The sequence below is a fragment of the Stenotrophomonas sp. YJH_SMC_37 genome (assembly GCF_059370035.1).
The window spans coordinates 118,871-142,364 of record NZ_JCAFTG010000007.1 but is presented as its reverse complement, the minus strand read 5'-3'; the positions used below and the strand labels follow the sequence as shown (position 1 = coordinate 142,364).

Annotated in this window: 22 protein-coding genes; 9 read left to right on the top strand and 13 right to left on the bottom strand. The window is 67.5% G+C overall.

Going from position 1 to position 23,494, the window contains the following annotated elements:
- Window positions 1-2: 2 nt before the first annotated feature.
- Window positions 3-392, bottom strand: coding sequence for a hypothetical protein (locus AC5P8J_RS11980; RefSeq protein ID WP_019661686.1), 390 nt, complete (start codon window positions 390-392; stop codon window positions 3-5).
- A gap of 120 nt (window positions 393-512) precedes the next feature.
- Complete coding sequence (gene hrpB / locus AC5P8J_RS11975; RefSeq protein WP_494540071.1) at window positions 513-3,017, bottom strand: ATP-dependent RNA helicase; 2,505 nt, start codon at window positions 3,015-3,017, stop codon at window positions 513-515.
- A gap of 67 nt (window positions 3,018-3,084) precedes the next feature.
- On the opposite strand from hrpB, the gene AC5P8J_RS11970 reads away from it, so the two are divergent.
- Window positions 3,085-3,882, top strand: a complete 798-nt coding sequence (locus tag AC5P8J_RS11970) for a TatD family hydrolase (RefSeq protein WP_329842343.1) — start codon at window positions 3,085-3,087, stop codon at window positions 3,880-3,882.
- A 78-nt stretch (window positions 3,883-3,960) separates the two neighbouring features.
- Here AC5P8J_RS11970 and AC5P8J_RS11965 read toward each other — a convergent pair whose 3' ends face one another.
- The 4 genes from AC5P8J_RS11965 to AC5P8J_RS11950 all read right to left on the bottom strand — a co-directional run bounded on the left by AC5P8J_RS11965 (window position 3,961) and on the right by AC5P8J_RS11950 (window position 7,965).
- On the bottom strand, window positions 3,961-4,854 hold the full coding sequence (locus AC5P8J_RS11965; protein WP_180832799.1) for a Rossmann-fold NAD(P)-binding domain-containing protein: 894 nt from the start codon (window positions 4,852-4,854) through the stop codon (window positions 3,961-3,963).
- Window positions 4,855-4,883: 29 nt separating this feature from the next.
- A complete protein-coding gene (gene panE, locus AC5P8J_RS11960; RefSeq protein ID WP_021202554.1) occupies window positions 4,884-5,822 on the bottom strand; it encodes a 2-dehydropantoate 2-reductase in 939 nt (312 codons plus the stop codon).
- A gap of 386 nt (window positions 5,823-6,208) precedes the next feature.
- A complete protein-coding gene (locus AC5P8J_RS11955; protein ID WP_005411568.1) occupies window positions 6,209-7,000 on the bottom strand; it encodes an ABC transporter permease in 792 nt (263 codons plus the stop codon).
- On the bottom strand, window positions 6,997-7,965 hold the full coding sequence (locus AC5P8J_RS11950) for an ABC transporter ATP-binding protein (RefSeq protein ID WP_019661681.1): 969 nt from the start codon (window positions 7,963-7,965) through the stop codon (window positions 6,997-6,999). The genes AC5P8J_RS11955 and AC5P8J_RS11950 overlap by 4 nt, the downstream gene beginning before the upstream one ends.
- Window positions 7,966-8,049: 84 nt before the next feature.
- Between AC5P8J_RS11950 and AC5P8J_RS11945 the strand changes: the two genes are divergently transcribed.
- The gene (locus AC5P8J_RS11945; protein ID WP_019661680.1) at window positions 8,050-8,799 is read left to right on the top strand and encodes a ferredoxin--NADP reductase; all 750 of its coding nucleotides are present in this window, start codon (window positions 8,050-8,052) and stop codon (window positions 8,797-8,799) included.
- Between the two features lie 113 nt (window positions 8,800-8,912).
- Here AC5P8J_RS11945 and AC5P8J_RS11940 read toward each other — a convergent pair whose 3' ends face one another.
- The 3 genes from AC5P8J_RS11940 to AC5P8J_RS11930 form a co-directional block, all read right to left on the bottom strand.
- Window positions 8,913-10,085 (bottom strand): lytic polysaccharide monooxygenase, encoded by a 1,173-nt coding sequence (locus AC5P8J_RS11940; RefSeq protein ID WP_111103948.1) that lies wholly within the window; start codon window positions 10,083-10,085, stop codon window positions 8,913-8,915.
- A gap of 178 nt (window positions 10,086-10,263) precedes the next feature.
- Window positions 10,264-11,436, bottom strand: coding sequence for a lytic polysaccharide monooxygenase auxiliary activity family 9 protein (locus tag AC5P8J_RS11935; protein ID WP_021203315.1), 1,173 nt, complete (start codon window positions 11,434-11,436; stop codon window positions 10,264-10,266).
- Window positions 11,437-11,627: 191 nt separating this feature from the next.
- Window positions 11,628-12,155 carry a DUF1203 domain-containing protein gene (locus tag AC5P8J_RS11930; RefSeq protein ID WP_021203316.1) on the bottom strand — a complete coding sequence of 176 codons (528 nt, stop codon included), beginning with the start codon at window positions 12,153-12,155 and terminating at the stop codon, window positions 11,628-11,630.
- A 296-nt stretch (window positions 12,156-12,451) separates the two neighbouring features.
- On the opposite strand from AC5P8J_RS11930, the gene AC5P8J_RS11925 reads away from it, so the two are divergent.
- Genes AC5P8J_RS11925 through AC5P8J_RS11915 form a run of 3 tightly spaced genes read left to right on the top strand, consistent with a single transcriptional unit; the run spans window position 12,452 to window position 15,902 of the window.
- A complete protein-coding gene (locus AC5P8J_RS11925) occupies window positions 12,452-13,978 on the top strand; it encodes an alpha/beta hydrolase (RefSeq protein WP_111103944.1) in 1,527 nt (508 codons plus the stop codon).
- Window positions 13,975-14,721 (top strand): ABC transporter ATP-binding protein, encoded by a 747-nt coding sequence (locus tag AC5P8J_RS11920; protein ID WP_111099161.1) that lies wholly within the window; start codon window positions 13,975-13,977, stop codon window positions 14,719-14,721. Before AC5P8J_RS11925 ends, AC5P8J_RS11920 begins: the two co-directional genes overlap by 4 nt.
- Window positions 14,718-15,902, top strand: coding sequence for an ABC transporter permease (locus AC5P8J_RS11915; RefSeq protein ID WP_019661674.1), 1,185 nt, complete (start codon window positions 14,718-14,720; stop codon window positions 15,900-15,902). Before AC5P8J_RS11920 ends, AC5P8J_RS11915 begins: the two co-directional genes overlap by 4 nt.
- Window positions 15,903-15,974: 72 nt before the next feature.
- On the opposite strand, the gene AC5P8J_RS11910 is transcribed toward AC5P8J_RS11915, so the two are convergent.
- On the bottom strand, window positions 15,975-16,403 hold the full coding sequence (locus AC5P8J_RS11910) for a DUF7832 domain-containing protein (protein WP_495216833.1): 429 nt from the start codon (window positions 16,401-16,403) through the stop codon (window positions 15,975-15,977).
- A 67-nt stretch (window positions 16,404-16,470) separates the two neighbouring features.
- A complete protein-coding gene (locus tag AC5P8J_RS11905; RefSeq protein WP_495216841.1) occupies window positions 16,471-17,256 on the bottom strand; it encodes a helix-turn-helix domain-containing protein in 786 nt (261 codons plus the stop codon).
- Between the two features lie 78 nt (window positions 17,257-17,334).
- Between AC5P8J_RS11905 and AC5P8J_RS11900 the strand changes: the two genes are divergently transcribed.
- A complete protein-coding gene (locus AC5P8J_RS11900) occupies window positions 17,335-17,589 on the top strand; it encodes a hypothetical protein (RefSeq protein WP_134730910.1) in 255 nt (84 codons plus the stop codon).
- A gap of 83 nt (window positions 17,590-17,672) precedes the next feature.
- Here AC5P8J_RS11900 and AC5P8J_RS11895 read toward each other — a convergent pair whose 3' ends face one another.
- Window positions 17,673-18,674: an energy transducer TonB gene (locus AC5P8J_RS11895; protein ID WP_019661670.1), complete on the bottom strand. Its 1,002-nt coding sequence runs from the start codon at window positions 18,672-18,674 to the stop codon at window positions 17,673-17,675.
- Between the two features lie 201 nt (window positions 18,675-18,875).
- Window positions 18,876-19,517, bottom strand: a complete 642-nt coding sequence (locus AC5P8J_RS11890; RefSeq protein ID WP_019661669.1) for a TIGR00645 family protein — start codon at window positions 19,515-19,517, stop codon at window positions 18,876-18,878.
- Window positions 19,518-19,627: 110 nt separating this feature from the next.
- Here AC5P8J_RS11890 and AC5P8J_RS11885 point away from each other — a divergent pair, with 110 nt between their 5' ends.
- The 3 genes from AC5P8J_RS11885 to AC5P8J_RS11875 all read left to right on the top strand — a co-directional run bounded on the left by AC5P8J_RS11885 (window position 19,628) and on the right by AC5P8J_RS11875 (window position 23,270).
- Window positions 19,628-20,317, top strand: a complete 690-nt coding sequence (locus tag AC5P8J_RS11885; protein WP_164144050.1) for a glutathione binding-like protein — start codon at window positions 19,628-19,630, stop codon at window positions 20,315-20,317.
- A gap of 186 nt (window positions 20,318-20,503) precedes the next feature.
- Window positions 20,504-22,729: a S9 family peptidase gene (locus AC5P8J_RS11880; protein ID WP_111099157.1), complete on the top strand. Its 2,226-nt coding sequence runs from the start codon at window positions 20,504-20,506 to the stop codon at window positions 22,727-22,729.
- 25 nt (window positions 22,730-22,754) lie between these two features.
- Window positions 22,755-23,270: a cytochrome c oxidase assembly factor Coa1 family protein gene (locus tag AC5P8J_RS11875; RefSeq protein ID WP_019661666.1), complete on the top strand. Its 516-nt coding sequence runs from the start codon at window positions 22,755-22,757 to the stop codon at window positions 23,268-23,270.
- Window positions 23,271-23,494: the final 224 nt, after the last annotated feature.

Sequence of the window (23,494 nt, the reverse complement as noted above, 5' to 3'; positions counted from 1 at the left end):
ACTTAGGCGTCGCTGCCGATATCGCTGTGCTCGTCCACCACGGTGTCGTTGCGGCGGTCACGCGCATTGATGCGCTGCGCCTGGCCATTCACCACGTGGCCGTTGGCGGCCTTCTTCTTCTGCTGCTTGCGGTACAGCGCATAGCCGAGCAGGCCGACACCCACCGCAGCGGCGGCAATGGTCACCGCCGGGTTGCGCCGGGCGAACTTGGTGGCCACCTTGCCACCGGTCTTGACGGCACCCAGCGCCGCGCCGGTCTTGATCCAGTCACTGGCCTGCGGCCCAAGGTGGCGCAGGCTGCCACCGGCACTCTTCAGGCCGTCGCCGGCGCTGTGGGCCAGGTCCAGGGCGCGCTCCAGAGCGCGGTCGGTGATTACGGTCAGCTTGCTCATGCGGGGGTCCTTTGCCTCGGGTCGAAGTCCAGTGTCGCGTGTTGTCCGTAAACGGTATGTCAGTCGAGGTGGCACGCGGTGTGACTTTACCGCAGCCATTCAGGATCAGGCAGGGTCCGGCTACGTCCCGCGCGGCTTGGCCCGATGCGTGGCCGTGGCCGTCCACGGGTCATCCGGCCACGGATGGCGCGGATAACGGCCCTTCATTTCCTTTTTCACCTCGGCGTAGGTGCTTTCCCAGAAGTTGCGCAGGTCCTGGGTGACCTGCAGCGGGCGGCCGCCGGGGGAGAGCAGGTGCAGGGTCAGCGGCACGCGGCCATCGGCGATGCGCGGCGTGTCGGCCAGGCCGAACAGTTCCTGCAGCTTCACCGCCAGCACCGGCGGCAGCGGGTCGCCGCTCTCGCTGTCCAGCGCATAGGTGATCGGCCGCTCCAGTCCGGACGGCACGGTGATGCGGGTCGGCGCATGACGCTCGACCAGCTGCCGTTGTGGCCACTCCAGTGGCGATTTCAGCGCTTCGCCGAAGCTGGATTCGTCCAGCGCATCCAGTCGCGTCTTGCCGGCGAACGCGGGCTGCAGCCATTGTGCGCGCGTGGCCAGCAGGGCGTCGTCGCTGCAGTCGGGCAGGCCGAGCTCGGGCATCCAGCGCCGCAGCGATTCCACCCGTGCCTGCCACTGGCGCAGGCCTTCGGTCCACGGCAGCGCCTGCAGGCCGAGCTCGGCCACCGCATCGGTCAGCGCCTGCGCGGCGTGCTGCGGATCGACCCGGCCGGCCGAGCGGCTGTCCAACACGATCCGGTCGAAACGGGTCTCGCGCAGGGCCACCAGGGCGCGGCGCTCGCTGTCCCAGCGCACCACGTCTTCGGTGACGAAGCGCTCCGGCCATGCCTTGCGCAGCTGGCCTTCATCCACCGGTGCGGCACGCAGCAGCAGCGCATCGCGCGCCTCGAAGCGCAGTTCGCTGGCCACCAGCCACGGCTCGCCGCGCAGGTCGCTCAGCTCGTGCAGGCGCGCGCTGCGGCCATTGGCCAGGAGGTAGCGCAATGGATCGCTGGGATGCTGGACGCCAATCCGGTCTGGGAAGGCGTGCGCGAGCAGGTCGCCCAGCTCATGGGCCTCGATGCTGGCCGGCGGCGTGGCTTCGCAGCGCAGGCGGCGACGCCACTGCCTGGCGGCGGCATCGATGGCGGCCAGCCCGCTGCGGTTGGCATCGCCCGGTATGCGGCCATTGCGGAACGCGGCCAGTGCGCGCCAGCGTGCCGCCAGCGCGTCACCGCCCTGGCGCAGCGGGTCGCGCGCTTCCAGCAGGGCGGCCAGATCGGCGGCCAGCGCCTGCGCGCGGGCATCGGGTGCTGCCAGCAGCATCGCCGCCATCCGTGGGTGCGTACCCAGTGCCAGTACACGCCTTCCAAGTGCGGTGATCGCGCCACTGCTGGACAGTGCACCCAGGCGTTGCAGCAGTTCGCGCGCCGCACCCATCGGGCCGGCCGGTGGCGGGTCGAGGAAGCGCAGGTCGCTGCTGCCCCACGCGGCCAGTTCCAGCGCCAGTCCGGCCAGTTCCACCTGGTCGATCTCGGCGCGGCGCTGCGGCTCCAATCGCTGCGACTGCGGCCACAGCCGCCAGGCCACGCCTTCGGCCACGCGACCGGCGCGACCGGCGCGCTGGTCGGCCGACGCCTGGGCGATGGACACCACGTCCAGCCGGGTGAAGCCGCTGTTGGGGTCGTAGCGCGGTTCGCGCGCCTGGCCGCTGTCGATCACCACGCGCACGCCGGGCAGGGTCACCGACGACTCGGCCACGTTGGTCGCCAGCACCACGCGACGGCGGCCATCGCTGGCCATCTGCAGCACGCGCGCCTGTTGTTCCACCGGCAGCTCGCCATGCAACGCCAGCACCTCGACGTTGCCATCGAGTGACTCCTGCAGGCCGGCCTGGACGCGCGCGATCTCGCGCTGGCCGGGCAGGAACACCAGCAGGTCACCGGGGTGATCGGCCAGGGCCTGCTGCACCGCGCGGCGCACCTGCAGTTCCAGCGTCTCATCGCGGCGCGCCGGGAAATGGCTGACCGTCACCGGGTAGCTGCGGCCCTCGCTGCTCAGCCGCGGCGCATCGAGGAAGCGTGCCAGGCGCTCGCCATCCAGCGTGGCCGACATCACTACCAGGCGCAGGTCATCGCGCAGCTGCGCCTGCACGTCCAGCGCCAGCGCCAGGCCGAGGTCACCGCTGAGATGGCGCTCGTGGAACTCATCGAACAGGATCGCACCGACCTCTTCCAGCATCGGGTCGTCCTGCAGCATGCGGGTCAGGATGCCTTCGGTGACGACTTCAATGCGTGTGCGCGCCGAGACCTTGTTCTCGAAGCGGATGCGATAGCCGACGGTGCCACCCACCTCTTCACCGAGCTGCCGCGCCATGAACAGCGCGGCGCTGCGCGCGGCCACCCGGCGCGGCTCCAGCAGGATGATTTTCCGGCCCTGCAACCACGGTGCATCGAGCAGGGCCAGTGGTACCTGGGTGGTCTTGCCGGCGCCGGGCGGGGCTTCCAGCACCAGCCGTGGCTGCACGGCCAGGTGCTGCTGGATCTGCGGCAGCAGCGGGGAAATCGGGAAGAGCGGGGCGTTCATGTGCAAAGGATAAGGGGCCACGGCGGGCGCAGGTACAATGCGCGGGCACTTTTCCCCCGCGATGACCATGCACCTGATCGATATCGGCGCCAACCTGACCCACGATTCCTTCGACCGCGACCGTGACGCCGTGCTGGACCGCGCGCGCCAGGCCGGCGTGGTGCAGATGGTCATCACCGGCGCCAGCCGCGAGCACTCGCCGTTGGCGGTGCAGCTGGCCCAGCAGCGTCCGGGCTTCCTGTACGCGACGGCCGGCGTGCACCCGCATCACGCGGTGGAGTACACCGAGGAATGTGATGCCGAGATGCGCGCGCTGCATGACCACCCGGAAGTGGTGGCGGTGGGTGAGTGCGGGCTGGACTACTTCCGTGACTTCTCGCCGCGCCCGGCGCAGCACCGTGCCTTCGAGCGACAGCTGCAGCTGGCCGCTGAGAATGGAAAGCCGCTGTTCCTGCACCAGCGCGATGCGCATACCGATTTCATGGCACAGATGAAGAACTTCGAAGGCCGCATCGGCCCGGCGGTGGTGCATTGCTTCACCGGCGAACGCGACGAACTGTTCGACTACCTGGATCAGGACTGGTACATCGGCATCACCGGCTGGCTGTGTGACGAGCGCCGTGGCGCGCACCTGCGCGAACTGGTGAAGAACATCCCGGCCAACCGCCTGATGATCGAGACCGACGCACCGTACCTGCTGCCGCGCACGCTGAAGCCGATGCCGAAGGACCGCCGCAACGAACCGATGTTCCTCTCGCATATCGTGGAAGAACTGGCACGTGACCGTGGCGAGGACGTTGCAGTGACGGCGGCCAATGCGACTGCGGCGACGCGTGCGTTCTTCCGCCTGCCCAACGCCGGTTGATCCGTAGAGCCGAGCCCATGCTCGGCTTATCGCGCGCAGCGCGAAAGACGCAAAGAGCAGCCGAGCATGGGCTCGGCTCTACAAAGCGCTGTCCGGTAGCGCCGGGCCATGCCCGGCGAGCGAAGCGGCCAGCGCCTGCAGCCCTTCCCGATACGTTGGAAACCGCGGTGCCCACCCCAGCGCTTCACGCGTGCCACGGCTGTCGATGCGCTTGTTGCTCTCGTAGAAGCGCCGTAGCGTCGGGCTGAGTGCAGGGTCGTCCCACGCCACGGCAGGTGGCATCGCAAACCCGCCCAGCTTCGCGGCGAAGGCCAGCACATCCTGCGGTGGTGCCGGCTCGTCATCGCTGGGCAGGTATATCCCCTGCGCAACCGGTCGCTGCATCGCCGCGACGATCACTGCCGCAAGATCCTCTACGTGCAGGCGGTTGAACGCCAGGCCCGGCCGAATCACATGGCGGGCACGGCCCTGTGACAGCTGCAGCAACGCATTGCGCCCCGGCCCGTACAGGCCGGGCAGGCGGAACACCGCCGAAGCGATGCCACGTACCTCTGCAAGCGCACGCCATTGCGCTTCGGCACGCAGGCGCTGCACGCCGGCTGCTTCGGTGGCATCGGCTGCGCTGCGCTCGTCAACCCAGCCGCCGGCCCGATCGGCATACACCGACGTGGACGACAGATAGCCCAGCCATCGCAGTGCCGGGCTGGCCCGCAGAGCCGGCAGCAGCAGGCGCAGTGCCGGGTCGCCCGCGGCATCTGGCGGCACGCTGCACAGCACGGCCTCGGCCTGCGCGACCTCATCGAGCAGGGCGGGCGACGGTGGGGAGTCAGCGTGCAGCTGATGCCGCAGCAGGCCATCGTCGGGCGCCGACGAGGGGTTACGCACCGTGCCGACGACGTGCACGCCCCGCGCCTGCAGATGCGGGGCCAGCACGCATCCGCTCCAGCCCATACCGAGGATCAGCACCCGCATAGGCAGCGCGCTGGCCTGCAACGGGAGGCTCACGCGCCGCGCAGTGCCTGGTAGGCCTGCAGGCTGCTGTAGGCGACCTGCAGCAGCAGGGCTTCCTGGTCGGCCTTGCGTGCACGCGCCAGCATGTCGCCGACGATCTGCTCGGCCTCGACCTGCTGGCCAGCCTCCAGGTCCCGCAGCATCGATGCCTTCAATGCAGAGCCGGCCTGGGTGAGGGTGCCGCGCGCGGTGTCCTGCGCGGCATCGGGAATCGGCTCACCGGCAGCTTCGGCCACGGCCAGGCACTCGTCGTACAGGCCACGTACGATCGCCTCGCCATCATCGGTGGCGACGATGGTGCCGATATCCGCACGCAGCAGGCAGGTCGCGGCGGCCAGCGCGGTCAGGAAGGTGTACTTGATCCACTGTTCCTGGCCGATGTGTTCGCTCGCCAGGTGATCAAGATGGGCCTGCGCGCAGACAGCGGCGAAGGCACGCACGCGTGCGGACGCCGCGCCGCCATCGCGCTCGCCGAAGGTGAGCTTGGCCGGCTTGCCCAGGTGCAGCACCGCACCGTCGGGGGCCTTGGTGGCGCTGATGAAGCACAGGCCGCCGAGCACGGCGTCGCGGCCGAAGCGCAGGTCCAGCGCGTTGTAGTGGTGCAGGCCGTTGAGGATCGGCAGCACGGCGGTGTTCGCACCCACGGCTGGAGCAATGGCGTCGATCGAGCTGTCGAGGTCGTAGGCCTTGCAGCTGAGGATGACCAGATCGAACGGCTTCTGCGCGGCCAATGCGGGCAGTGCATCAGCGGTGACATGCTGCACGGGGAAGCTGGCATCGCCGAGCGGGCTGCGGATCACCAGGCCGTCGCGGTCCAGCTGGGCGGCGCGCGCGGGGCGCACGAGGAAGGTCACGTCCACGCCGGCCTGGGCCAGGCGACCACCGAAGTAACCGCCGGTACCGCCGGCGCCGAGGATCAGGATGCGCATTGCACGTTCACCGCTTTCTGGGGGAATCAGATCTGCGATTGTGCCGGAGATTGCGGGCAAAAAAGAGCCGAGCATCGGCTTGGCTCTACAGAGATCGCTTCATCCACGCATGGCTTGGATCCATCGTGTCGACCAAGGTCGACACCTACCAACAGCAGCGCAGAACGGCTCCCCGGCAGATCGCAGGAATTTGTCGAAGGCGGGGTGGGTCCGGTTGCGGGGGCGTGAGCGCCATGGATGGCGCGACCGAGCCTCCATGGACGGATTCACGGCGTCCCCCGCAACCGGACCCACCCCGCCATCCCCCGGATAGTCAGCTTTTGCCGTTGAAGTTGACGTTGACGTTGATTCAGCGGGTGCAGGGCCGCAGGCCCTGCAGGCAAAACTCAGCTGCGCATGCCCACGCCACGGCGCAGCAGCCACAGCGCCAGCGCCGTCAGCACCACCACGAAACCGATCATCAGACCGTAGGCCACCGGCAGCGGTACATCGCTGCTGCCCAACAGGCCATAGCGGAACGCGTTGACCATGTAGAAGATCGGGTTGGCGTGCGTGGCCGCCTCGGCCCAGCCCGGCAGCAGCTTCACCGAATAGAACACGCCACCCAGATAGGTCAGCGGGGTCAGGATGAAGGTCGGCACGATCGCCACGTCATCGAACTTCTTCGCATACACCGCGTTGATGAAACCGGCCAGCGAGAAGATCGTCGCGCCCAGGATCACCGTGGTCAGCATCACCAGCGGGTGCGGGATGCGCACCGGGGTGAAGAACATCGCGATGATCAGCACGATCACGCCCACCATCAGGCCGCGCAGCACCGCGCCAGCCACATAGCCCCACAGGATCACCCAGTTCGGCATCGGGCTGACCAGCAGCTCTTCGACGTGGCGGCCGAATTTGGCGCCGAAAAACGAGGAGCTGATGTTGCCGTAGCTGTTCTGGATCACGCTCATCATCACCAGGCCCGGCACGATGAACTGCATGTAGGTGTAGCCGCCCATGTCACCCACGCGCGACCCGATCAGGTTGCCGAAGATGAGGAAGTACAGGGTCATGGTGATCGCCGGCGGCACCAGGGTCTGGCCCCAGATGCGCATGATGCGGGCGACTTCGCGGCGCACGATGGTCATCAGCGCGATGCGGTTGCGCTGGCCGTCGGTCAGCTCGGTGGTGCTCATGCGGGCTTCTCCATGTTGCCGGTGAGGCGCACGAACAGCTCCTCCAGGCGGTTGCTCTTGGTACGCATCGAACGCACGCGGATACCGGACGCGTTGAGCGTCGCAAACACGCGGTTGAGGTCCATCGCGCGTGGCATATCGATGTCCAGCGTGTGCGGGTCCGGGGCGGTCAGCGTCGCGCCCTCGATCACCGGCAGCTGCGCCGGCAGGTCACCGTCGATGTCCAGCAGGAAGCCTTCCACGTCCAGCTTGGCCAGCAGGGTGCGCATCGGCCCCTGTTCGACGATCTGGCCATGGTTGATGATCGCCAGGTGGCGGCACAGGTACTCGGCCTCTTCCAGGTAGTGCGTGGTGAGGATGATCGTGGTGCCGGCACCGTTGATCTCCTTCAGCACGCGCCACATGTCGCGGCGGATCTCGATGTCCACGCCGGCGGTCGGTTCGTCCAGGATCAGCAGGCGCGGGCGGGTCATCATCGCGCGGGCGATCATCAGCCGGCGCTTCATGCCGCCGGACAGTGTGCGGCTCATCACCTGTGCCTTTTCCCACAGGTGCGCGCGCTTCAGTTCCTCTTCGGCGCGCTGCTCGGCTTCCTCGCGCGGCACGCCATAGAAGCCGGCGTAGTTCACCAGGATGTCGAAGGGCTTCTCGAACAGGTTGAAGTTGATTTCCTGAGGCACCAGCCCGATCAGGCGCATGGTCGCGCTGCGGTTGCGCACCAGGTCGCTGCCGAACACCTCCACCTGGCCCTCGCTGAGGTTGACCAGGGAGCTGATGATGCCGATCAGGGTCGACTTGCCGGCCCCGTTGGGGCCGAGCAGGGCGAAGAAGTCGCCCGGGGCCACTTCCAGGGAAACGCCCTTCAGGGCCTGGGTGCCGTTGTCGTAGGTCTTGCGCAGGTCGCGCACGCGCAGGGCGGGCGCCGTATCGTTCTGGGATGCCAAGCTCGAAGCCTTCGCGCCCATGGGCTGGCGCTGGAGAGGGGCGGGGAGGGGCTATTATAGAAGACCCCGAGGGCTTGCCCCGGCTACACACTGTCCCGAAAAGTCGTGCCTGTTCAATTCCCCCTCAAGCTGGTCGGCTGCCGCATGCTGGCCCCGACCGTCGGCCACTACCAGTTCGTGCGTGATGATGGACAGCCACTGGATTTCCAGCCCGGCCAGTTCATCCAGGTCCATTTCAGCTACGCCGACGGCACCGAAACCAAGCGCAGCTACTCGCTGGCGACCATCCACGACCATGCGCTGGGCCCGGGCGAGGCGGTGGACATCGCGGTCAGTTTCGTGCCCGGTGGTGCTGCCACGGCCCTGTTCGAGGCACTGGAGCCGGGCGGCCAGATCAGTGCGTCCGGCCCCTATGGCCGGTTCTGCCTGAATCCCGGTGACCACAACGCCCGTTACCTGCTGATCGCCACCGGTACCGGCGTTACCCCGTACCGTTCCATGCTGCCGCTGCTGGAAAAGGCCATGGCCGAACGCGATGTGCAGATCGTGCTGCTCCAGGGCGCGCGCAGCCCGGGCGAGCTGCTGTACAGCGAAGATTTCTACAGCTTCGCCGAAAAGCACGCGAACTTCCGCTATGTTCCGTGCCTGTCGCGCGAATTGCCGGCCGAACCGCACCCGGATGTACAGCACGGCTACGTGCAGCAGGCGCTGGCCGGTTTCACGCCGGACCCGGCCACCGACATCGCCTACCTGTGCGGCAACCCGGACATGGTCGATGCCTGCGCCGAGCTGCTGAAGGCCGCCGGCCTGGGCAACCCGCAGATCCGCCGCGAGAAGTACGTCAGCAGCAAGTAAGCCAGGGTAGTGCCGGCCGCTGGCCGGCAACCCCACGAACCCTGGTAATGCCGGCCGCTGGCCGGCAATCCCGCAAATCGGAGGCGGCATCACGCCGCCCCCGGTGCCATGCCTCAGTACGCGATCCAGGCATCACGCCAGGCAAAGCCGGTGCCTGGGCGATAGGCATCGGCGTTGATGTTGCACCACGCACCTTCCGGGAACGGGCGGCAGGCGTACAGCTTGCCGTCGGTGCCCTTCACCACGGTCTCGCCTGGCTTGTAGCTGCCGAGGCCTGCCGGATACACGAAGTCGAAATCGCCACCCGGCGGATCGACCGGATCGACCGGGCCCGGACCCGGAATCTGGGTTTCCAGTTCAAAGCGATGACCCGGCTTCAGGTAGACACGGTTCTCGGTGGCGGACGCCACCGGCGTGATCACGCCGTTCTTCATCACGCCGACGCGGGCGTGCTGGGCGCTGCCATTGACCTTGCTGGCCAGCGCCATCGGCCACTGCGCCGGAGCGGTCTGGCCGGCGGCCAGGGTCACTTCCGGGCGCTCCAGATCGTTGCCGTTGGCATTGAACACGCGCAGGGTCAGCGTGGTGCCTGCCTCCAGCGCACCGCGGGCGGTGACCGGGCCGGCATCCTGCCACTGCGGCGGCGGAATCACGCCGTTGCCGCCTTCGAAGCGGACATCCATGCAGGTGTAGAACGCTTCACCCGAATCCGAACGCTGCCAGGTGTTGTAGATGATGTGCTGGCCACTGCGCTTGGGCAGCGGGCAGTCCAGCTTGTAGGTCTTGCCGTCCACCGGCACGTTGCCCAGTGTGCAGAATTCCTGCAGGTCGGCCCAGCGCAGCGGGCTGCCCGGCTGCCAGCCATCACGGGTGACATAGAACTTCCACTCGCGGGTGGCATGCGGGGCCGGGGCATAGAACTCAAAGGTGTAGCGGCCACGCGCGTCGGCGCGGATTGGTGTGGTCGGCCAGTCGGTACGGTTCAGGTCAAGGCCGCGGTACTTGGGAATGCTGGCACTGCACAGTTCGCCATCGCGCACCAGTTCGCGATGGTTGCCATTGGCATTGCCGTGGGCAATCGCGCTCCAGTCGTAGAACGGCTGCGCGCCGCCAATGGCCTTGGCTGCGGCACAGGCCGGGTTGGTCGGGTTTTCCGGATTGCCCTCGTGGCACTGCTTCACGCGGCTGAGCGGCTTGGTCATGGTGCCGTGGGCGAAGGCGCTGCCGGACAAGGCCAGGCCGGCGACGACGGACAGTGCGAAGACTGCCCGATGGGACAGGTGCATGCAGAGACTCCTTTGCGAGGTGTGGGAAACCTCAAGGAGTCTTCACATGCAGATGCGCCGGCAACATCGGACAAGTTTGAAATCGATGGCGGCTGTGTTCGATCTGCAACACGGTGCTTACTGTGCCGTCATCCGGGCGAAAGGCGGTGCATTGTGCACCGCCTCCCGCATCACTGCCTCAGTACGCGATCCACGCATCGCGCCAGGCCGCGCCCACGCCCGGCCGGTAGGCCTCGGCATTGACGTTGCACCATGCACCCTCCGGGAACGGACGGCAGGCGTACAGCTTGCCGTCGGTGCCCTTCACCACGGTCTGGCCCGGCACATAGCCGCCGATACCGGCCGGGTACACATGGTCGAAATCACCGCCCGGCGACGGCGTGCCCGGGTCCGGCACCTTCGTGTCGAGCTGGAAGCGGTTGCCATCCTTCAGGTACACGCGGTTGGCGGTGGCCGAGGCCGTCGGCGTGATTGCACCATTGGCCAGCACGCCCACGCGCGCATGCTGGGCACTGGCATTGACCTTGCGGGCCAGCGCCAAGGGCCATTGCGCGGCCGAGGTCTGGCCGCTGGCCAGCGTCGCTTCCACACGTTCGACATCGTTGCCGCTGGCATTGAACACGCGCAGTGCCAGCGTCGTACCGACCGGCAATTCACCGCGGGCGGTGACCGGGCCGGCATCCTGCCATTGCGGTGCCGGCGTCGTACCACCGCCGCCGCCTTCAAAGCGCACGTCCATGCAGGTGTAGAACGCCTCGGTCGAATCCGAGCGCTGCCAGGTGTTGTAGATCACATGCTGGCCGGTGCGCTGCGGCAGCGTGCACTGCAGCTTGTAGGTGCCATCGGCGGAGAGCGGTGTATTGCCCAGCGTGCAGAACTCCTGCAGGTCGGCCCAGCGCAACGGGCTGCCCGGTTGCCAGCCGTCGCGGGTGACGAAGAAGCGCCAGTCGCGCGTGGCGTGCGGCGCGGTTGCCTTGAACACGAAGGTGAACCTGCCATTGGCATCGGCGTGGATCGGCGTGGTCTGCCAGTCACTGCGGTTCACGTCCAGGCCGCGGAAGGTCGGGTTGTTGCCGCTGCACAGCTTGCCGTCGGGCACCACGGCCTGATGGTTGCCGTTGGCGTTGGCCTGGTTGATGCCGTTCCAGTCGTAGAACGCCTGTGAACCGCCAATCGCTTTTGCAGCGGCACAGGCCGGGTTGGTCGGATTCTCGGGATTGCCCTGGAAGCAGGCATAGACGCGGCTGACCGGCGTGGTCATCGTGCCGTGGGCGAACGCGTTGCCGGCCAGGCACAGGCCCGCAGCGGCGAACGAGGTGGCCAGCAACAGCGGTGTGGGTCGGAATGACATGGCGCATCCTTGTGGTCGTCGAAAGGGAACGGTGACCGCAGGCGCTGCGCTGGGCGGCGGACTTTCGGCGGCACCAGGGCGAGTATCGAGTCGCACTGCAGGCGGCGGAACCATCGCAGTGCCGATCCGTGACTGCGCATGTGAAGCCCTTCCCGCAGGCTTCACGCAGGGCTGAACGGATGCGCTGGACGTCACGTGACCGGCGTGGCATCGATCACGTCATGGAGATCACGCGACGCAGTCCCGGTACCCACCCGATCTGCCTGGCACGAGAAACAGCCATGCGCGGCGTTGTGCAGCTGGACGAACGCCACCGACGGGTCGGCAAACAGCGCATCCAGATGGCCGCCCACCTCGGTGCCCGCACAGACCTGGGCACCGCACATCAGCGCGGCGTGGTCATAGGCACGCATCGAGATCATCCGGCGCTGCACATACGGGGGCACCTCGCCCGGCGGCAGGACGCAACGGGTCACGCCGCGCTGCACGAAGATCGGGCCGGCGGCGCGGTACGGCGAATGCAGCGGCAGGTGGGCGTGGGACAGCAGGAGCAGCTCGCTGCCAGGCGCGGGATCGCTCAGGCTGATCCGGCAGGGATGTCCGCCGCTGGCGCCGACCCAGCGACGCTGGATGCCGAGCGCAGCGAGCGCGCAGTCGCTCATCTCGAACAGGTGCAGGAAGGGGCGATGGTCGATGCCACCGAGGTACCACGTGTGCATGGGTGTCTCCTGGGTCTGCGGCGGATTCTGCGCGTGCGCCGGCGGCCGTGCTCGCCGTTTTCAGACCCCGCATCGCCGTCAGGCCGGGGCACTGGCCCGTGGGGCGCTGCGGGTCGCCGCCGATGCCGCCCTGTGCCGACCAAGGCCGAGGGGCAGGACCGTCCGGTCTGCGCGCCGTTGGCGGCGGATTCGTCATTGCCCATCGCCGTCGGCGCGCTGCCCGTGTAAGTTGGGTCACATCTTCCGCGGCAGCCCGTCGTGGTTGCCAGGAACGTCTTCCAGGGGAAACGAGCACGATGCAAAGACACCTCCTCGCGCTGGCCGGGATGCTGGCCAGCCTGATGCTTGCCGGTTGCAGCCAGTCGCCGTCACCCGGCGCCGAGGGCGCCACTGACGCACCCGGCCGCCGCTTCGGCACGATCGATTTCCAGCCCTGCACGCTGTCCACGGTAGGTGCCAGCGCCAACGTGGAGGCGCAGTGCGCCACCCTGCAGGTGCCGGAGGACCGGGCCCAGCCTGACGGTCGCCGGATCGGCCTGCGTATCGCCTGGCTGGAATCGGGCAGCAGCGGCGCCAGCCAGCCGGATCCGGTGTTCTTCCTGGCCGGCGGCCCCGGCCAGGCGGCCAGCGAGGTGGCGGTCATCGTCGATACTGCACTGCGCCAGGTGCGCAAACAGCGCGACGTGTTCCTGATCGACCAGCGCGGCACCGGCGGTTCCAACCCGCTCAGCTGCCTGGGCGCGGACGGGAAGGAGCTGCCGATGGACGAGGATGCCGCGCCTTCCGAGGCATCGCTGCGCGACTACGCCCAGCGCTGTGCCGCATCGCTGCAGGGGCGTGCCGATGCGCGCTTCTACACCACCACCGAGGCGATCGCCGATCTGGATGCGGTGCGTGCGGCGCTCGGTGTGGACCAGCTCAACCTGGTTGGCGGCTCCTACGGTACCCGCGTGGCCCAGCGCTATGCGGGTACCTATCCACAGCACACCCGCAGCATCGTCATCGATGGCGTGGTGCCGAATGAGCTGGTGGTGGGCGGCGATTTCGCCAGGACATTCGAGGACGCGATCGCCCTGCAGTCGGCGCAGTGCCGCAAGGACGTTACCTGCAGCAAGCGCTTCCCGACCGATACCCGTGCGCAGCTGCGCAGCGTGGTCGAGACCCTGCGCCGTGCACCGGTTCCGGTCGAGTATCGCGACCCCGGCACCTACGGGACCCGGAAGGATGTGCTGACACCGGACAGCGTGGTGGGCCTGGCTTTTGCGTTTTCCTACGTACCCCAGTACGCCTCATTGCTGCCGCTGGTTCTTGATGAAGCCGCGCACGGCCGCTACGCGCCGCTCGCCTCGCTGGCACGCGGTGCGAACCGCAGCATGGATTTCCAGATCAACCGCGGGATGCATTGGTCGGTGATCTGTAGCGAAGATGCGCCGCGCTACCACGCGCCGGCCGAGGATCCCGAGCGGCTGTTTGGCAACGAGGTGGCCAGTGCGTTCTTCGCGGCCTGCCCGGTGTGGCCGCACCGTCCGGCGCCGGCAACCGATGCCGTGCCGCTGCGCAGCGACGTGCCGGCACTGCTGCTGTCCGGCGAGCTGGACCCGGTGACCCCGCCGCGCTACGCCGAACAGGTCCTCAAGGGCCTGCCCAATGGCCGCGCGCTGGTCGCCCGTGGGCAGGGCCATGGCACGTTGACCGCTGGCTGCATGCCGCGGCTGCTCGGCCAGTTCATCGACACGACCGATGCCAAGGCGCTGGATGCCGGCTGCCTGGATACGCTGAGCTACGTGCCGGCGTTCACCTCGTTCAACGGATGGGAACCATGATCGTCGCCGACAACCTGCACAAGGCCTTCGACACCCGCACCGGCCGTATCCAGGCAGTGTCCAACGTCGGCTTCCGCGCCGAGGATGGCCGCATCACCGGCCTGCTGGGGCCCAATGGTGCCGGCAAGACCACCACCATGCGCATGCTGTACACGCTGATGACGCCCGATCAGGGCAGCATCACTGTCGACGGCATCGATGCGGCGCGCAATCCGGTGGAGGTGCGTCGCCACCTCGGCGTGCTGCCTGATGCGCGTGGCGTCTACAAGCGCCTGACTGCGCGCGAGAACATCGCCTACTTCGGCGAACTGCATGGCCTGTCGGCCGAGCGCATCCGCGAACGCATCGAGGTGCTCTCGCATGCGCTGGACATGAGTGACATCCTCGACCGCCAGACCGATGGCTTCTCGCAGGGCCAGCGCACCAAGACCGCGATTGCCCGCGCGCTGGTGCACGACCCTCGCAACGTCATTCTCGATGAACCGACCAACGGCCTGGACGTGATGACCACGCGCGCGCTGCGCCGCTTCCTGCTGGGCCTGCGCGAAGAGGGTCGCTGCGTGATCCTGTCCAGCCACATCATGCAGGAGGTGGCCGCGCTGTGCGATCACATCGTGATCATCGCCAAGGGCACGGTGATGGCCGCCGGCAGCGCCGACGAACTGCGTGCGCAGGCCGGCGAATCCAACCTGGAAGATGCGTTCGTGAAACTGATCGGCAGCGAAGAGGGCCTGCACGCATGAGCATGATGTCGACCCTGATGACGGTGATGCGCAAGGAGCTGCGTGACCTGTCGCGTGACCGCCGCACGCTGCTTCTGACCCTGCTGTTCGGGCCACTGCTGTACCCGGTGCTGCTGCTGGGCATGGGCAAGCTGGCCGAGAGCCGGGTGCGCACCCAGATCGAACAACCGCTGCAGATTCCGACCATCGGTGCGGACAACGCGCCGAACCTGGTGCGCTTCCTCGCCGCGCAGGGGCTGAACACCGCACCGGCACCGAAGGACCTGGCCGAGGCCATCCGCACCCAGGACATCGATGTGGCGCTGCGCATCAGCGATGAGTTCGGCAAGGACTGGGCCGAGGGCAAGCCAGCGCTGGTGGAGGTGATCAAGGACAGCACGCGTCGCGCGGCCGAAGTACCCAGTGCACGCCTGGAGGCGGCGCTGGCCACCTACAACGGCCAGGTCGGTGCCTTGCGCCTGATGGCACGCGGCATCGACGCACAGGTGGCACGCCCGCTGGACGTGGCGCGCCAGGACCTGGCCAGTGCCGAGGCCAAGCGCGGCATGATCCTGTCGATGCTGCTGCCGGTACTGCTGACGCTGACCTCGTTCATCGGTGGCGCCTACCTGGTGATGGACGCCACGGCCGGCGAGCGCGAGCGGCAGTCACTGGAACCCTTGCTGGCCACGCCGGGCTCGCGCAGTGCGATCGTCAGCGGCAAGATCGCCGCCGCCTGCGTGGTCGGTTTCGTGTCGCTGCTGCTGACCCTGGTCGCGTTCAAGGTGAGCGCGCAGATCGCCCCCGGCAACATCGGCCGCCAGTTCAACATGAACGTCGGCTCGATGCTGCAGATGCTGCTGGTGATGTTGCCGATGCTGCTGATCGGCACCTCGCTGCTGACCTTCCTGTCGGCTGCGGCCAAGAGCATGAAGGAAGCGCAGAGCCACATGACCTGGCTGATGCTGCTGCCGATGCTGCCTGGCTACGCCCTGGTGGCCTATCCGCTGAAGAGCGAGATGTGGCAGTACGCCGTGCCGTTCCTGTCGCAGAACCAGATGCTGCTGAAGGTGATCCGCCACGAGACCATCACCCCGACGGTCTGGGCGATCTACCTCGGTGCCAGCCTCGGTCTGGCCGCTATGCTGTGGTTCGCCGCCGTGCGCCGCTACCACAACGAGCGCCTGGCCATCTCCGGCTGACCGCCACGGGTAGCGCCGGGCCATGCCCGGCGGATATGAAACGAGGCCCGGTCATTCCGGGCCTCGTTGTTTTCAGGATTGTGTTGCCTGCCAAGCGGCGAAGCGCTGGGCGATCACCGGTGCCAGTCGATCGAAGTTTTCCCAGGTATCGGCGACGTGGTACAGCGAAATGACGTCGGCCCCCAGCTGTGCCTCATAGTCTTCGAGATACTGGCCATTCTCGAGGTCGTAGTACACAGCAGTGAACGAGTTGGCTTCATCACTGATCAGGTCATCGACGAATTTTCCGTCGCTGCAATGAAGCAGGAACAGGCCCGGCGTCATTCTGCGTTCCCGCAGCGCCTGCAGGTCTTCTTCTGCGTCTTCTGCGAGTTCCGCGCTTGCCATTCCCTGTAGCAGCAGCCACGCCAGGTACATGCCGATGTGAGTAGCCCCAGCCTCTGCAGGAAGATCCGCGGGGAAATCACCGCCGGAATGCCAGCTGGCGTCGTCGTACTTCATCTGTTCTTTCCTTGAGATCGACAGCGAGCTTAGGAGGTGCGGAAAGGCGGCGGAAGTGCCGAATGCATCAGCCTCTTCTATACCGCGCAGGCGTCACACCCATCTCGCGCTTGAACACGGCGATGAACGAACTGGGCGTGTCGTAGCCCATTGACAGCGCAACGCTGATCACGGGTTCGCCTGCCAGCAGGCGTGGCAGTGACAGCAGCACGCGCAGGCGCTGCCGCCACTGGCTCAAGGTCATGCCAGTTTCGGCCTGCCAACGGCGGGCGAGACTGCGGCTGGACAGTCCGCTGGTGGCTGCCCACGCTTCGACGCTGCGAAGGTCGTCCGGCGACCGTGCCAGCGCCGCCGCGATCCGCCGCAACCGTCGATCCTGCGGTTGTGGCAGGGCAAGTGGCAAGGGAGTGCTGGCACGGATCTCATCGGCGATGACGCCGGCCAAGCGTGCCTGCGCAGCGTCCAGTGCCTGATGCGGCCAGCGCAGTGCCCGCGTCACCGCCGCCTGCAACAGCACATCGGGTTGGAAAATGCGGGGCAGCGGCGGCAGATCCAGGCCGGCATCGGCGCGGACGTACAGGCTCCAGCCATCGAATGCGTCTGCCCCTACCAGGGCGTGGGGCAGCAAGGGCGGTATCCAGGCAACATGCCCCGCCGGCAGCAGCCAGTGCAGGTCGCCGGCCTCGATCCGCAGCAGGCCGTGGTGGGCACCCAGCAACTGGCCGCGCATGTGCTGGTGGCGCGCGGTGCGCCGCCTTCCGGGCACGCGCAGCTGGCCGGCCAGCACGATGGGGCCGTCGTCGGCGTCCGCCAATGCCGGATCAATCAAGCCGGTCGGTGTCTGATCTGCCATATCCATTGGCAGTTATACGGCAGAAGCGCCGATCCGCGCGCGCCACACTGGGCGCCCATTCCAACACGAGCCGCCCCGATGCAGCCCCAGGACATTCTTCCCGACCATCAGAACGACGTGCAGGTAAACGGCCTCATCGTGCGCAAGGGCAGCGTGGGCGCCTTCCTCGCCAGCGTCCGTGACTGGCAGGACCCCGCCAGCGATGACGCCACCCGCGCCACCGCCGAAGCAGATCTGCGTGGGCTGCTGCCGGGCCTGCATGCGCTGGGCCTGTTCCAGGTGCTGGCCGCGCGCGATCCGGCACTGCAACGCCTGATTGACAGCCTCTCCTGAAGCGGACACGGCCCGGAGATGCCGGGCCGTGTGGTCATTTTGGGGCGGAAACGACTTAATCCCCTCCGTCCCCTTTTCTGCGGTCAGCCGCCTGGCGCGAACACCAGGGTGCGGCGGGTGGTGACCGGCGCGCTGACCGGCTCGAAGCGCCAGCGCTTGACTGCGTTCAGGGCTTCGCGGTCGAAGGTGCGGCCGGAGGTTGCGCGCAGCACGCGGGCGTTGACCACCGAGCCATCGGTACCGACCGTGATCTCCACCAGCACTTCGCCCGACGTTCCCGAACGCAGTGCCTCGGCCGGATAGCGCGGCGCCGGCGTACTGATCGGGCGCAGGGTGGGCGCGGCGGCAGCCGCGGCCTGGCGCGCCGCGCTGGCCTGCTGGGCCGCGGCCTGCTGCTGCTTCTGTTCGGCTTCGCGGCGTGCGGCGGCCTGGCGCTCGGCTTCCTGGCGTTCGTTGTCGCGGCGTGCGGCGTCCTGCTGGGCAGCGATCTGCTTGGCCGCGTCGGCTTCCTTGGCGCGTTGTTCGGCCAGGCGCTGCTGTTCGATCTGCTGCTTGCTGCGCTCCTCGGCGTCCTTCTTTGCCTTCTCCGCTTCGGTCTCGGTGCGCTTGGCCGCGTTTTCCACGCCCTTGGACAGACCGTCCTTCAGGCGCGGCAGGGCGGGCGCGGAGGCATCCACCTTCTCGATCAGTGCCACCAGGCGCTGTGCTTCGGTGTAGTCCTCGCGGCCCAGGTGCTGCTCGGCGGCGATCAGGGTGTAGGGCAGCAGGTCGGTCAGCGCGCTCTTCACCGAGGCGTCGTCCGGGGTCTTGTCGCGCAGGGCGAGGTAGTACTCGATGGCATTGTCGCCGGCCGGCGCGTACATGCGGTTCTCGCGCAGGGCCTGGCTGGCCGACTCACGCAGCTGCTCGGTGCCCATCGACTGCACCTTGGCGGCGACCACCGGTGCGGCCGGTGCAGCGGCGGTGGGGGCGGCGGCCGGAGCCGGTGCTGCGGATTCTTCCTTGCCCGAGCAGGCGGCCAGCGCCAGTGCCAAAGCAACCGGCAGCCACCGGCGCGCGGCGGTGATCGTTGAGACGTGCGACATCCTGCTCCCCTCTAGAAGACGACGTGACGTAAATCATTGATATGCATGGCCGGGACCCGTGGTCCAGGCGCGGCAGGGTGGCGTTTCCCGACGCCACCGCCGGCAACGGCGAGGATGCAATCTAGCATCCCGGCCACCGCCCCGCACAAGGGGTGGTGGCCGGGTGGGGCCGCAGTGATCATGTCGTGGCCGGCGGCGACCTCAGTGGTCGTGTGCCTTGTCGTGCGACTTGCTGTGGCCGTTGGACATCAGCTTGTCGGTCCAGGCGATGCCGATCGCCGACAGGATGAACACGCAGTGGATGATGGTCTGCCACAGCACACCTTCCTGGGTCATGGTCGTGCAGGTATCGACGCCAGCGTTGTAGAAACTGGTCGACGCCGAAGACACTGCCGCTGCCCATTGTTCCGGTTTGCACAGCGGCAGTCCCTTCAACGCGCTGGTGGCGATGAAGGTCTTCAGCAGGTGGATCGAGGAGATGCCGATGATCGCCATCGCCAGCTTCACCTTCAGCACGCTGGCGTTGACGTGGCTCAGCCATTCCGGCTGGTCCGGGTGGCCTTCCAGGCGCAGGCGCGAGACGAAGGTTTCATAGCCGCCGACGATCACCATCACCAGCAGGTTGGAGATCATCACCACGTCGATCAGGCCCAGCACGATCAGCATGATCTGCTGTTCGCCCATCGACACCGAGTGGGACAGCAGGTGCCACAGTTCCTTGCCGAACAGGAACACGTAGACGCACTGGGCAAGGATCAGGCCCAGGTACAGCGGCAGCTGCAGCCAGCGCGAGGCGAAGATCAGCGAGGACAACGGGGACAAGGGACGAGGACTGTGGCTCATGCAGGACAGTGCGTTTCGGGGGAGCCGCGAGGTTACCGGCCCGCCATGACGGTGCCAACCCAACTCACGCACTAGACTTCAGGTTCCTTTCCGCACCCCGAGCCGCCGCCATGATCGACCTGTATTACTGGCCCACCCCGAACGGCCACAAAGTGACCCTGCTGTTGGAGGAAGCCGGCCTGGAGTACCGCATCCACCCGGTCAACATCGGTTCGGGCGACCAGTTCAAGCCGGAATTCCTGGCCATCTCGCCGAACAACAAGATGCCGGCCATCGTCGACCATGCCCCGGCCGATGGCGGTGCTCCCCAGAGTGTGTTCGAGTCCGGCGCGATCCTGCTGTACCTGGCCGAGAAGACCGGCCGCTTCCTGCCCAGCGACGCGCGTGGCCGCGTGACCACCCTGGAATGGCTGTTCTGGCAGATGGCGGGCCTGGGCCCGATGAGTGGCCAGATGGGCCACTTCAACGTGTACGCGCCGGAGAAGATTCCCTATGCCATCGAGCGCTACGACAACGAGGTGCGCCGCCTGCACGGGGTGATGGACAAGCGCCTGGACCAGCACGCCTTCCTGGCCGGCGATGAGTACACCATCGCCGACATGGCCAGCTATCCGTGGGTCGGCGCCTACGACACGCTGCCGGTGGACTTCGCCGCGTTCCCGAACCTCAAGCGCTGGCATGAAGCGATTGCCGCACGCCCGGCCACCCAGCGCGCCTATGCCCTGCGCCAGCAGGTGAACCCCAACGCCGGCAAGCCGCTCAGCGACGAAGAGCGCAAGCACCTGTTCGGCCAGCGTTGAACCAGGACGGCGTCATTCACGCGTGACGTGGATCTACGGGTGGTGGGTGCCGACCCTTGGTCGGCACTCGTCCGCACTGCTATGGGCAGAAGGTCATGCTGCCTTCCCGCACGGGCTTGGTTAGGATGGGGGACGACCGCTCCGCGTCCATCGCGGGGGCGGACCTGCCGTTTGCCGGGATCCTCCATGCGCCACCTGTTCGCTTCGCTCGCCCTCATGCTTGCCACCACAACCGCTGCCCACGCTGAAAAGCTGACCCTGGAAGCCATCACCGGTCCGCTGCCGCTGTCCGGCCCGACCTTGATGAAGCCCAAGGTGGCACCGGACGGATCGCAGGTCAGCTTCCTGCGCGGCAAGGACAGCGACCGCAACCAGCTGGACCTGTGGACCTACGACATCGGTAGCGGCCAGACCCGGCTGCTGGTTGATTCCAAGGTGGTGCTGCCCGGCACCGAGACCCTCAGCGACGAGGAAAAGGCACGCCGCGAGCGCCAGCGCATCGCCGCGATGACCGGCATCGTTGATTACCAGTGGTCGCCGGACGCGCAGCGCCTGCTGTTCCCGCTGGGCGGCGAACTCTACCTGTACGACCTCAAGCAGCAGGGCCAGGCGGCCGTGCGCCAGCTGACCCACGGTGAAGGTTTCGCCACCGACGCCAAGCTGTCGCCCAAGGGCGGTTTCGTCAGCTTCATCCGCGGCCGCAACCTGTGGGTGATCGACCTGGCCAATGGCAAGCAGCTGCAGCTGACCCACGACGGCAGCACCACCATCGGCAACGGCGTGGCCGAGTTCGTCGCCGATGAGGAGATGGATCGCCACACCGGCTACTGGTGGGCGCCGGATGATTCGGCCATTGCCTTTGCCCGCATCGATGAATCGCCGGTGCCGGTACAGAAGCGCTACGAGGTCTATGCCGACCGCACCGACGTGATCGAGCAGCGTTACCCGGCCGCCGGCGACGCCAACGTGCGCGTGCAGCTGGGCGTGATCGCACCGGCCGCCGATGCGCAGCCGCGCTGGGTCGACCTCGGCAGGGAACAGGATATCTACCTGGCCCGCGTCGATTGGCGCGATCCGCAGCACCTGAGTTTCCAGCGCCAGTCGCGTGACCAGAAGCAGCTGGACCTGGTGGAAGTGGCGCTCGACTCCAACCGCCAGCGCGTGCTCGCCCACGAGACCAGCCCGACCTGGGTGCCGCTGCATAACAGCCTGCGCTTCCTGGAAGACGGCAGCGTGCTGTGGTCGTCCGAGCGTACCGGCTTCCAGCACCTGTACCGCATCGACAGCAAGGGCAAGACCACCGCGCTGACCCACGGCAACTGGCCGGTGGACGAACTGCTGGCGGTTGATGAGAAGGCCGGCAAGGCCTACTTCCGCGCCGGCATCGAAACCTCGCGCGAAAGCCAGATCTACGCGGTATCGCTGCAGGGCGGCGAGCCCCAGCGCCTGTCCAAGGCACCGGGCATGCACAGCGCCACGTTCGCCCGCAATGCCAGCGTCTATGTCGACAGCTGGTCCAACAGCACCACGCCGCCGCAGATCGAGCTGTTCCGCGCCAATGGCGAGAAGATCGCTACGCTGGTGGAGAACGACCTGGCCGATCCCAGGCACCCGTATGCGCGCTACCGCGACGCGCAGCGCCCGGTCGAGTTCGGCACGCTGACCGCCGCCGATGGCAAGACCCCACTGAACTACAGCCTGATCAAGCCGGCCGGGTTTGATCCGTCCAGGCGCTACCCGGTGGCGGTGTATGTCTATGGCGGCCCGGCCAGCCAGACCGTCACCGACAGCTGGCCCGGCCGCGGTGATCACCTGTTCAACCAGTACCTGGCCCAGCAGGGCTACGTGGTGTTCTCGCTGGACAACCGCGGCACCCCGCGTCGCGGCCGCGACTTCGGTGGTGCGCTGTACGGGAAGCAGGGCACGGTGGAAGTGACCGACCAGCTGCGCGGCGTGGCCTGGCTCAAGCAGCAGCCGTGGGTGGACCCGGCGCGCATTGGCGTGCAGGGCTGGTCCAACGGCGGTTACATGACCCTGATGCTGCTGGCCAAGGCCTCGAACCAGTACGCCTGCGGAGTGGCCGGTGCGCCGGTGACCGACTGGGGCCTGTACGACAGCCACTACACCGAACGCTACATGGATCTGCCGGCACGCAATGAAGCCGGTTATCGCGAAGCGCGCGTGCTGACCCATATCGACGGCCTGCGCTCGCCGCTGCTGCTGATCCACGGCATGGCCGACGACAACGTGCTGTTCACCAACTCGACCAGCCTGATGAGCGCGCTGCAGAAGCGTGCACAGCCGTTCGAGCTGATGACCTACCCGGGTGCCAAGCATGGCCTGTCGGGCGCCGATGCCCTGCATCGCTACCGCGTGGCCGAAGCCTTCCTGGGACGCTGCCTGAAACCCTGATCCGCAACCGGGAAGGAGCCCGCCGATGACCCTGCCACCGCCGATTCCCGCCCATCGCCAGACGTCCACCGGATGGTGGCGCCGCCACTGGCGCTGGGCGATGCCGCTGACGGTGGTGCTGGTGCTGGGTGGCGCCGGTGGCGTGGTGACCTGGAGCCTGTTGCGCTGGAGCGAGGCGGCACGCGAAAGTCCACCGATGCGCGAAGCGTTGCGCCGCGCGGGCTGCAGCATCGAACTGGTGGAAGCCTTCGGCGAGCCGCTGCATATCGAATCGATGCCGCTGGGCAGCATGCAGACCGCCATCAACGGCCAGCGCGACGTTGGCCTGACCGTTGCGCTGGAAGGGCCGCAGGCACGCGGGCGGTTGTTCGTGCAGGGCATCCGTCGTGACGATGTCTGGGACTACCCGGTGATGTACGTGCTGGCCGAAGACAAGCAGACCTTCGACCTGACGGCGCTGGATGATGATGAGGCTGCGCAGGAGTGCGAGCTGCAGGCCTGCCGTGATCGCGGCGAATGCCCGCTGACCGCCGCGTTGTGACCTCCCCGGGCAGGCGACTGCGGGACGTCGACCGGGTAGAGTCGACTGTCAGTCGACTGCTCTTCGGTCAGATAGCGAAACCCCCGCGCTGCGCGCGATAGTCGACTGACAGTCGACTCTACGCCGGCAGGCTTCCGCGGAGCCCCGGCTGCACAACCAGCCGCCATGACTTCCCGCCGATTGTCGCCATCGCCGTGAGCGCGTAGGGTGCGGGCAACCCCGTC

What these genes read in the sequence shown, in the direction of transcription:
- AC5P8J_RS11965 (WP_180832799.1), bottom strand. Translation starts at nt 4,854, where the DNA reads ATGCGGGTGCTGATCCTCGGTATGGGCTGGAGCGGATGCGTGCTGGCC.
- AC5P8J_RS11885 (WP_164144050.1), top strand. Translation starts at nt 19,628, where the DNA reads ATGATCGACCTGTATTACTGGCCCACCCCGAACGGCCACAAAGTGACC.
- AC5P8J_RS11925 (WP_111103944.1), top strand. Translation starts at nt 12,452, where the DNA reads ATGCAAAGACACCTCCTCGCGCTGGCCGGGATGCTGGCCAGCCTGATG.
- AC5P8J_RS11915 (WP_019661674.1), top strand. Translation starts at nt 14,718, where the DNA reads ATGAGCATGATGTCGACCCTGATGACGGTGATGCGCAAGGAGCTGCGT.
- AC5P8J_RS11890 (WP_019661669.1), bottom strand. Translation starts at nt 19,517, where the DNA reads ATGAGCCACAGTCCTCGTCCCTTGTCCCCGTTGTCCTCGCTGATCTTC.
- panE (WP_021202554.1), bottom strand. Translation starts at nt 5,822, where the DNA reads ATGCGCATCCTGATCCTCGGCGCCGGCGGTACCGGCGGTTACTTCGGT.
- AC5P8J_RS11910 (WP_495216833.1), bottom strand. Translation starts at nt 16,403, where the DNA reads ATGAAGTACGACGACGCCAGCTGGCATTCCGGCGGTGATTTCCCCGCG.
- AC5P8J_RS11900 (WP_134730910.1), top strand. Translation starts at nt 17,335, where the DNA reads ATGCAGCCCCAGGACATTCTTCCCGACCATCAGAACGACGTGCAGGTA.
- AC5P8J_RS11970 (WP_329842343.1), top strand. Translation starts at nt 3,085, where the DNA reads ATGCACCTGATCGATATCGGCGCCAACCTGACCCACGATTCCTTCGAC.
- AC5P8J_RS11930 (WP_021203316.1), bottom strand. Translation starts at nt 12,155, where the DNA reads ATGCACACGTGGTACCTCGGTGGCATCGACCATCGCCCCTTCCTGCAC.
- hrpB (WP_494540071.1), bottom strand. Translation starts at nt 3,017, where the DNA reads ATGAACGCCCCGCTCTTCCCGATTTCCCCGCTGCTGCCGCAGATCCAG.
- AC5P8J_RS11955 (WP_005411568.1), bottom strand. Translation starts at nt 7,000, where the DNA reads ATGAGCACCACCGAGCTGACCGACGGCCAGCGCAACCGCATCGCGCTG.
- AC5P8J_RS11935 (WP_021203315.1), bottom strand. Translation starts at nt 11,436, where the DNA reads ATGTCATTCCGACCCACACCGCTGTTGCTGGCCACCTCGTTCGCCGCT.
- AC5P8J_RS11875 (WP_019661666.1), top strand. Translation starts at nt 22,755, where the DNA reads ATGACCCTGCCACCGCCGATTCCCGCCCATCGCCAGACGTCCACCGGA.
- AC5P8J_RS11895 (WP_019661670.1), bottom strand. Translation starts at nt 18,674, where the DNA reads ATGTCGCACGTCTCAACGATCACCGCCGCGCGCCGGTGGCTGCCGGTT.
- AC5P8J_RS11905 (WP_495216841.1), bottom strand. Translation starts at nt 17,256, where the DNA reads ATGGCAGATCAGACACCGACCGGCTTGATTGATCCGGCATTGGCGGAC.
- AC5P8J_RS11980 (WP_019661686.1), bottom strand. Translation starts at nt 392, where the DNA reads ATGAGCAAGCTGACCGTAATCACCGACCGCGCTCTGGAGCGCGCCCTG.
- AC5P8J_RS11920 (WP_111099161.1), top strand. Translation starts at nt 13,975, where the DNA reads ATGATCGTCGCCGACAACCTGCACAAGGCCTTCGACACCCGCACCGGC.
- AC5P8J_RS11880 (WP_111099157.1), top strand. Translation starts at nt 20,504, where the DNA reads ATGCGCCACCTGTTCGCTTCGCTCGCCCTCATGCTTGCCACCACAACC.
- AC5P8J_RS11940 (WP_111103948.1), bottom strand. Translation starts at nt 10,085, where the DNA reads ATGCACCTGTCCCATCGGGCAGTCTTCGCACTGTCCGTCGTCGCCGGC.
- AC5P8J_RS11950 (WP_019661681.1), bottom strand. Translation starts at nt 7,965, where the DNA reads ATGGGCGCGAAGGCTTCGAGCTTGGCATCCCAGAACGATACGGCGCCC.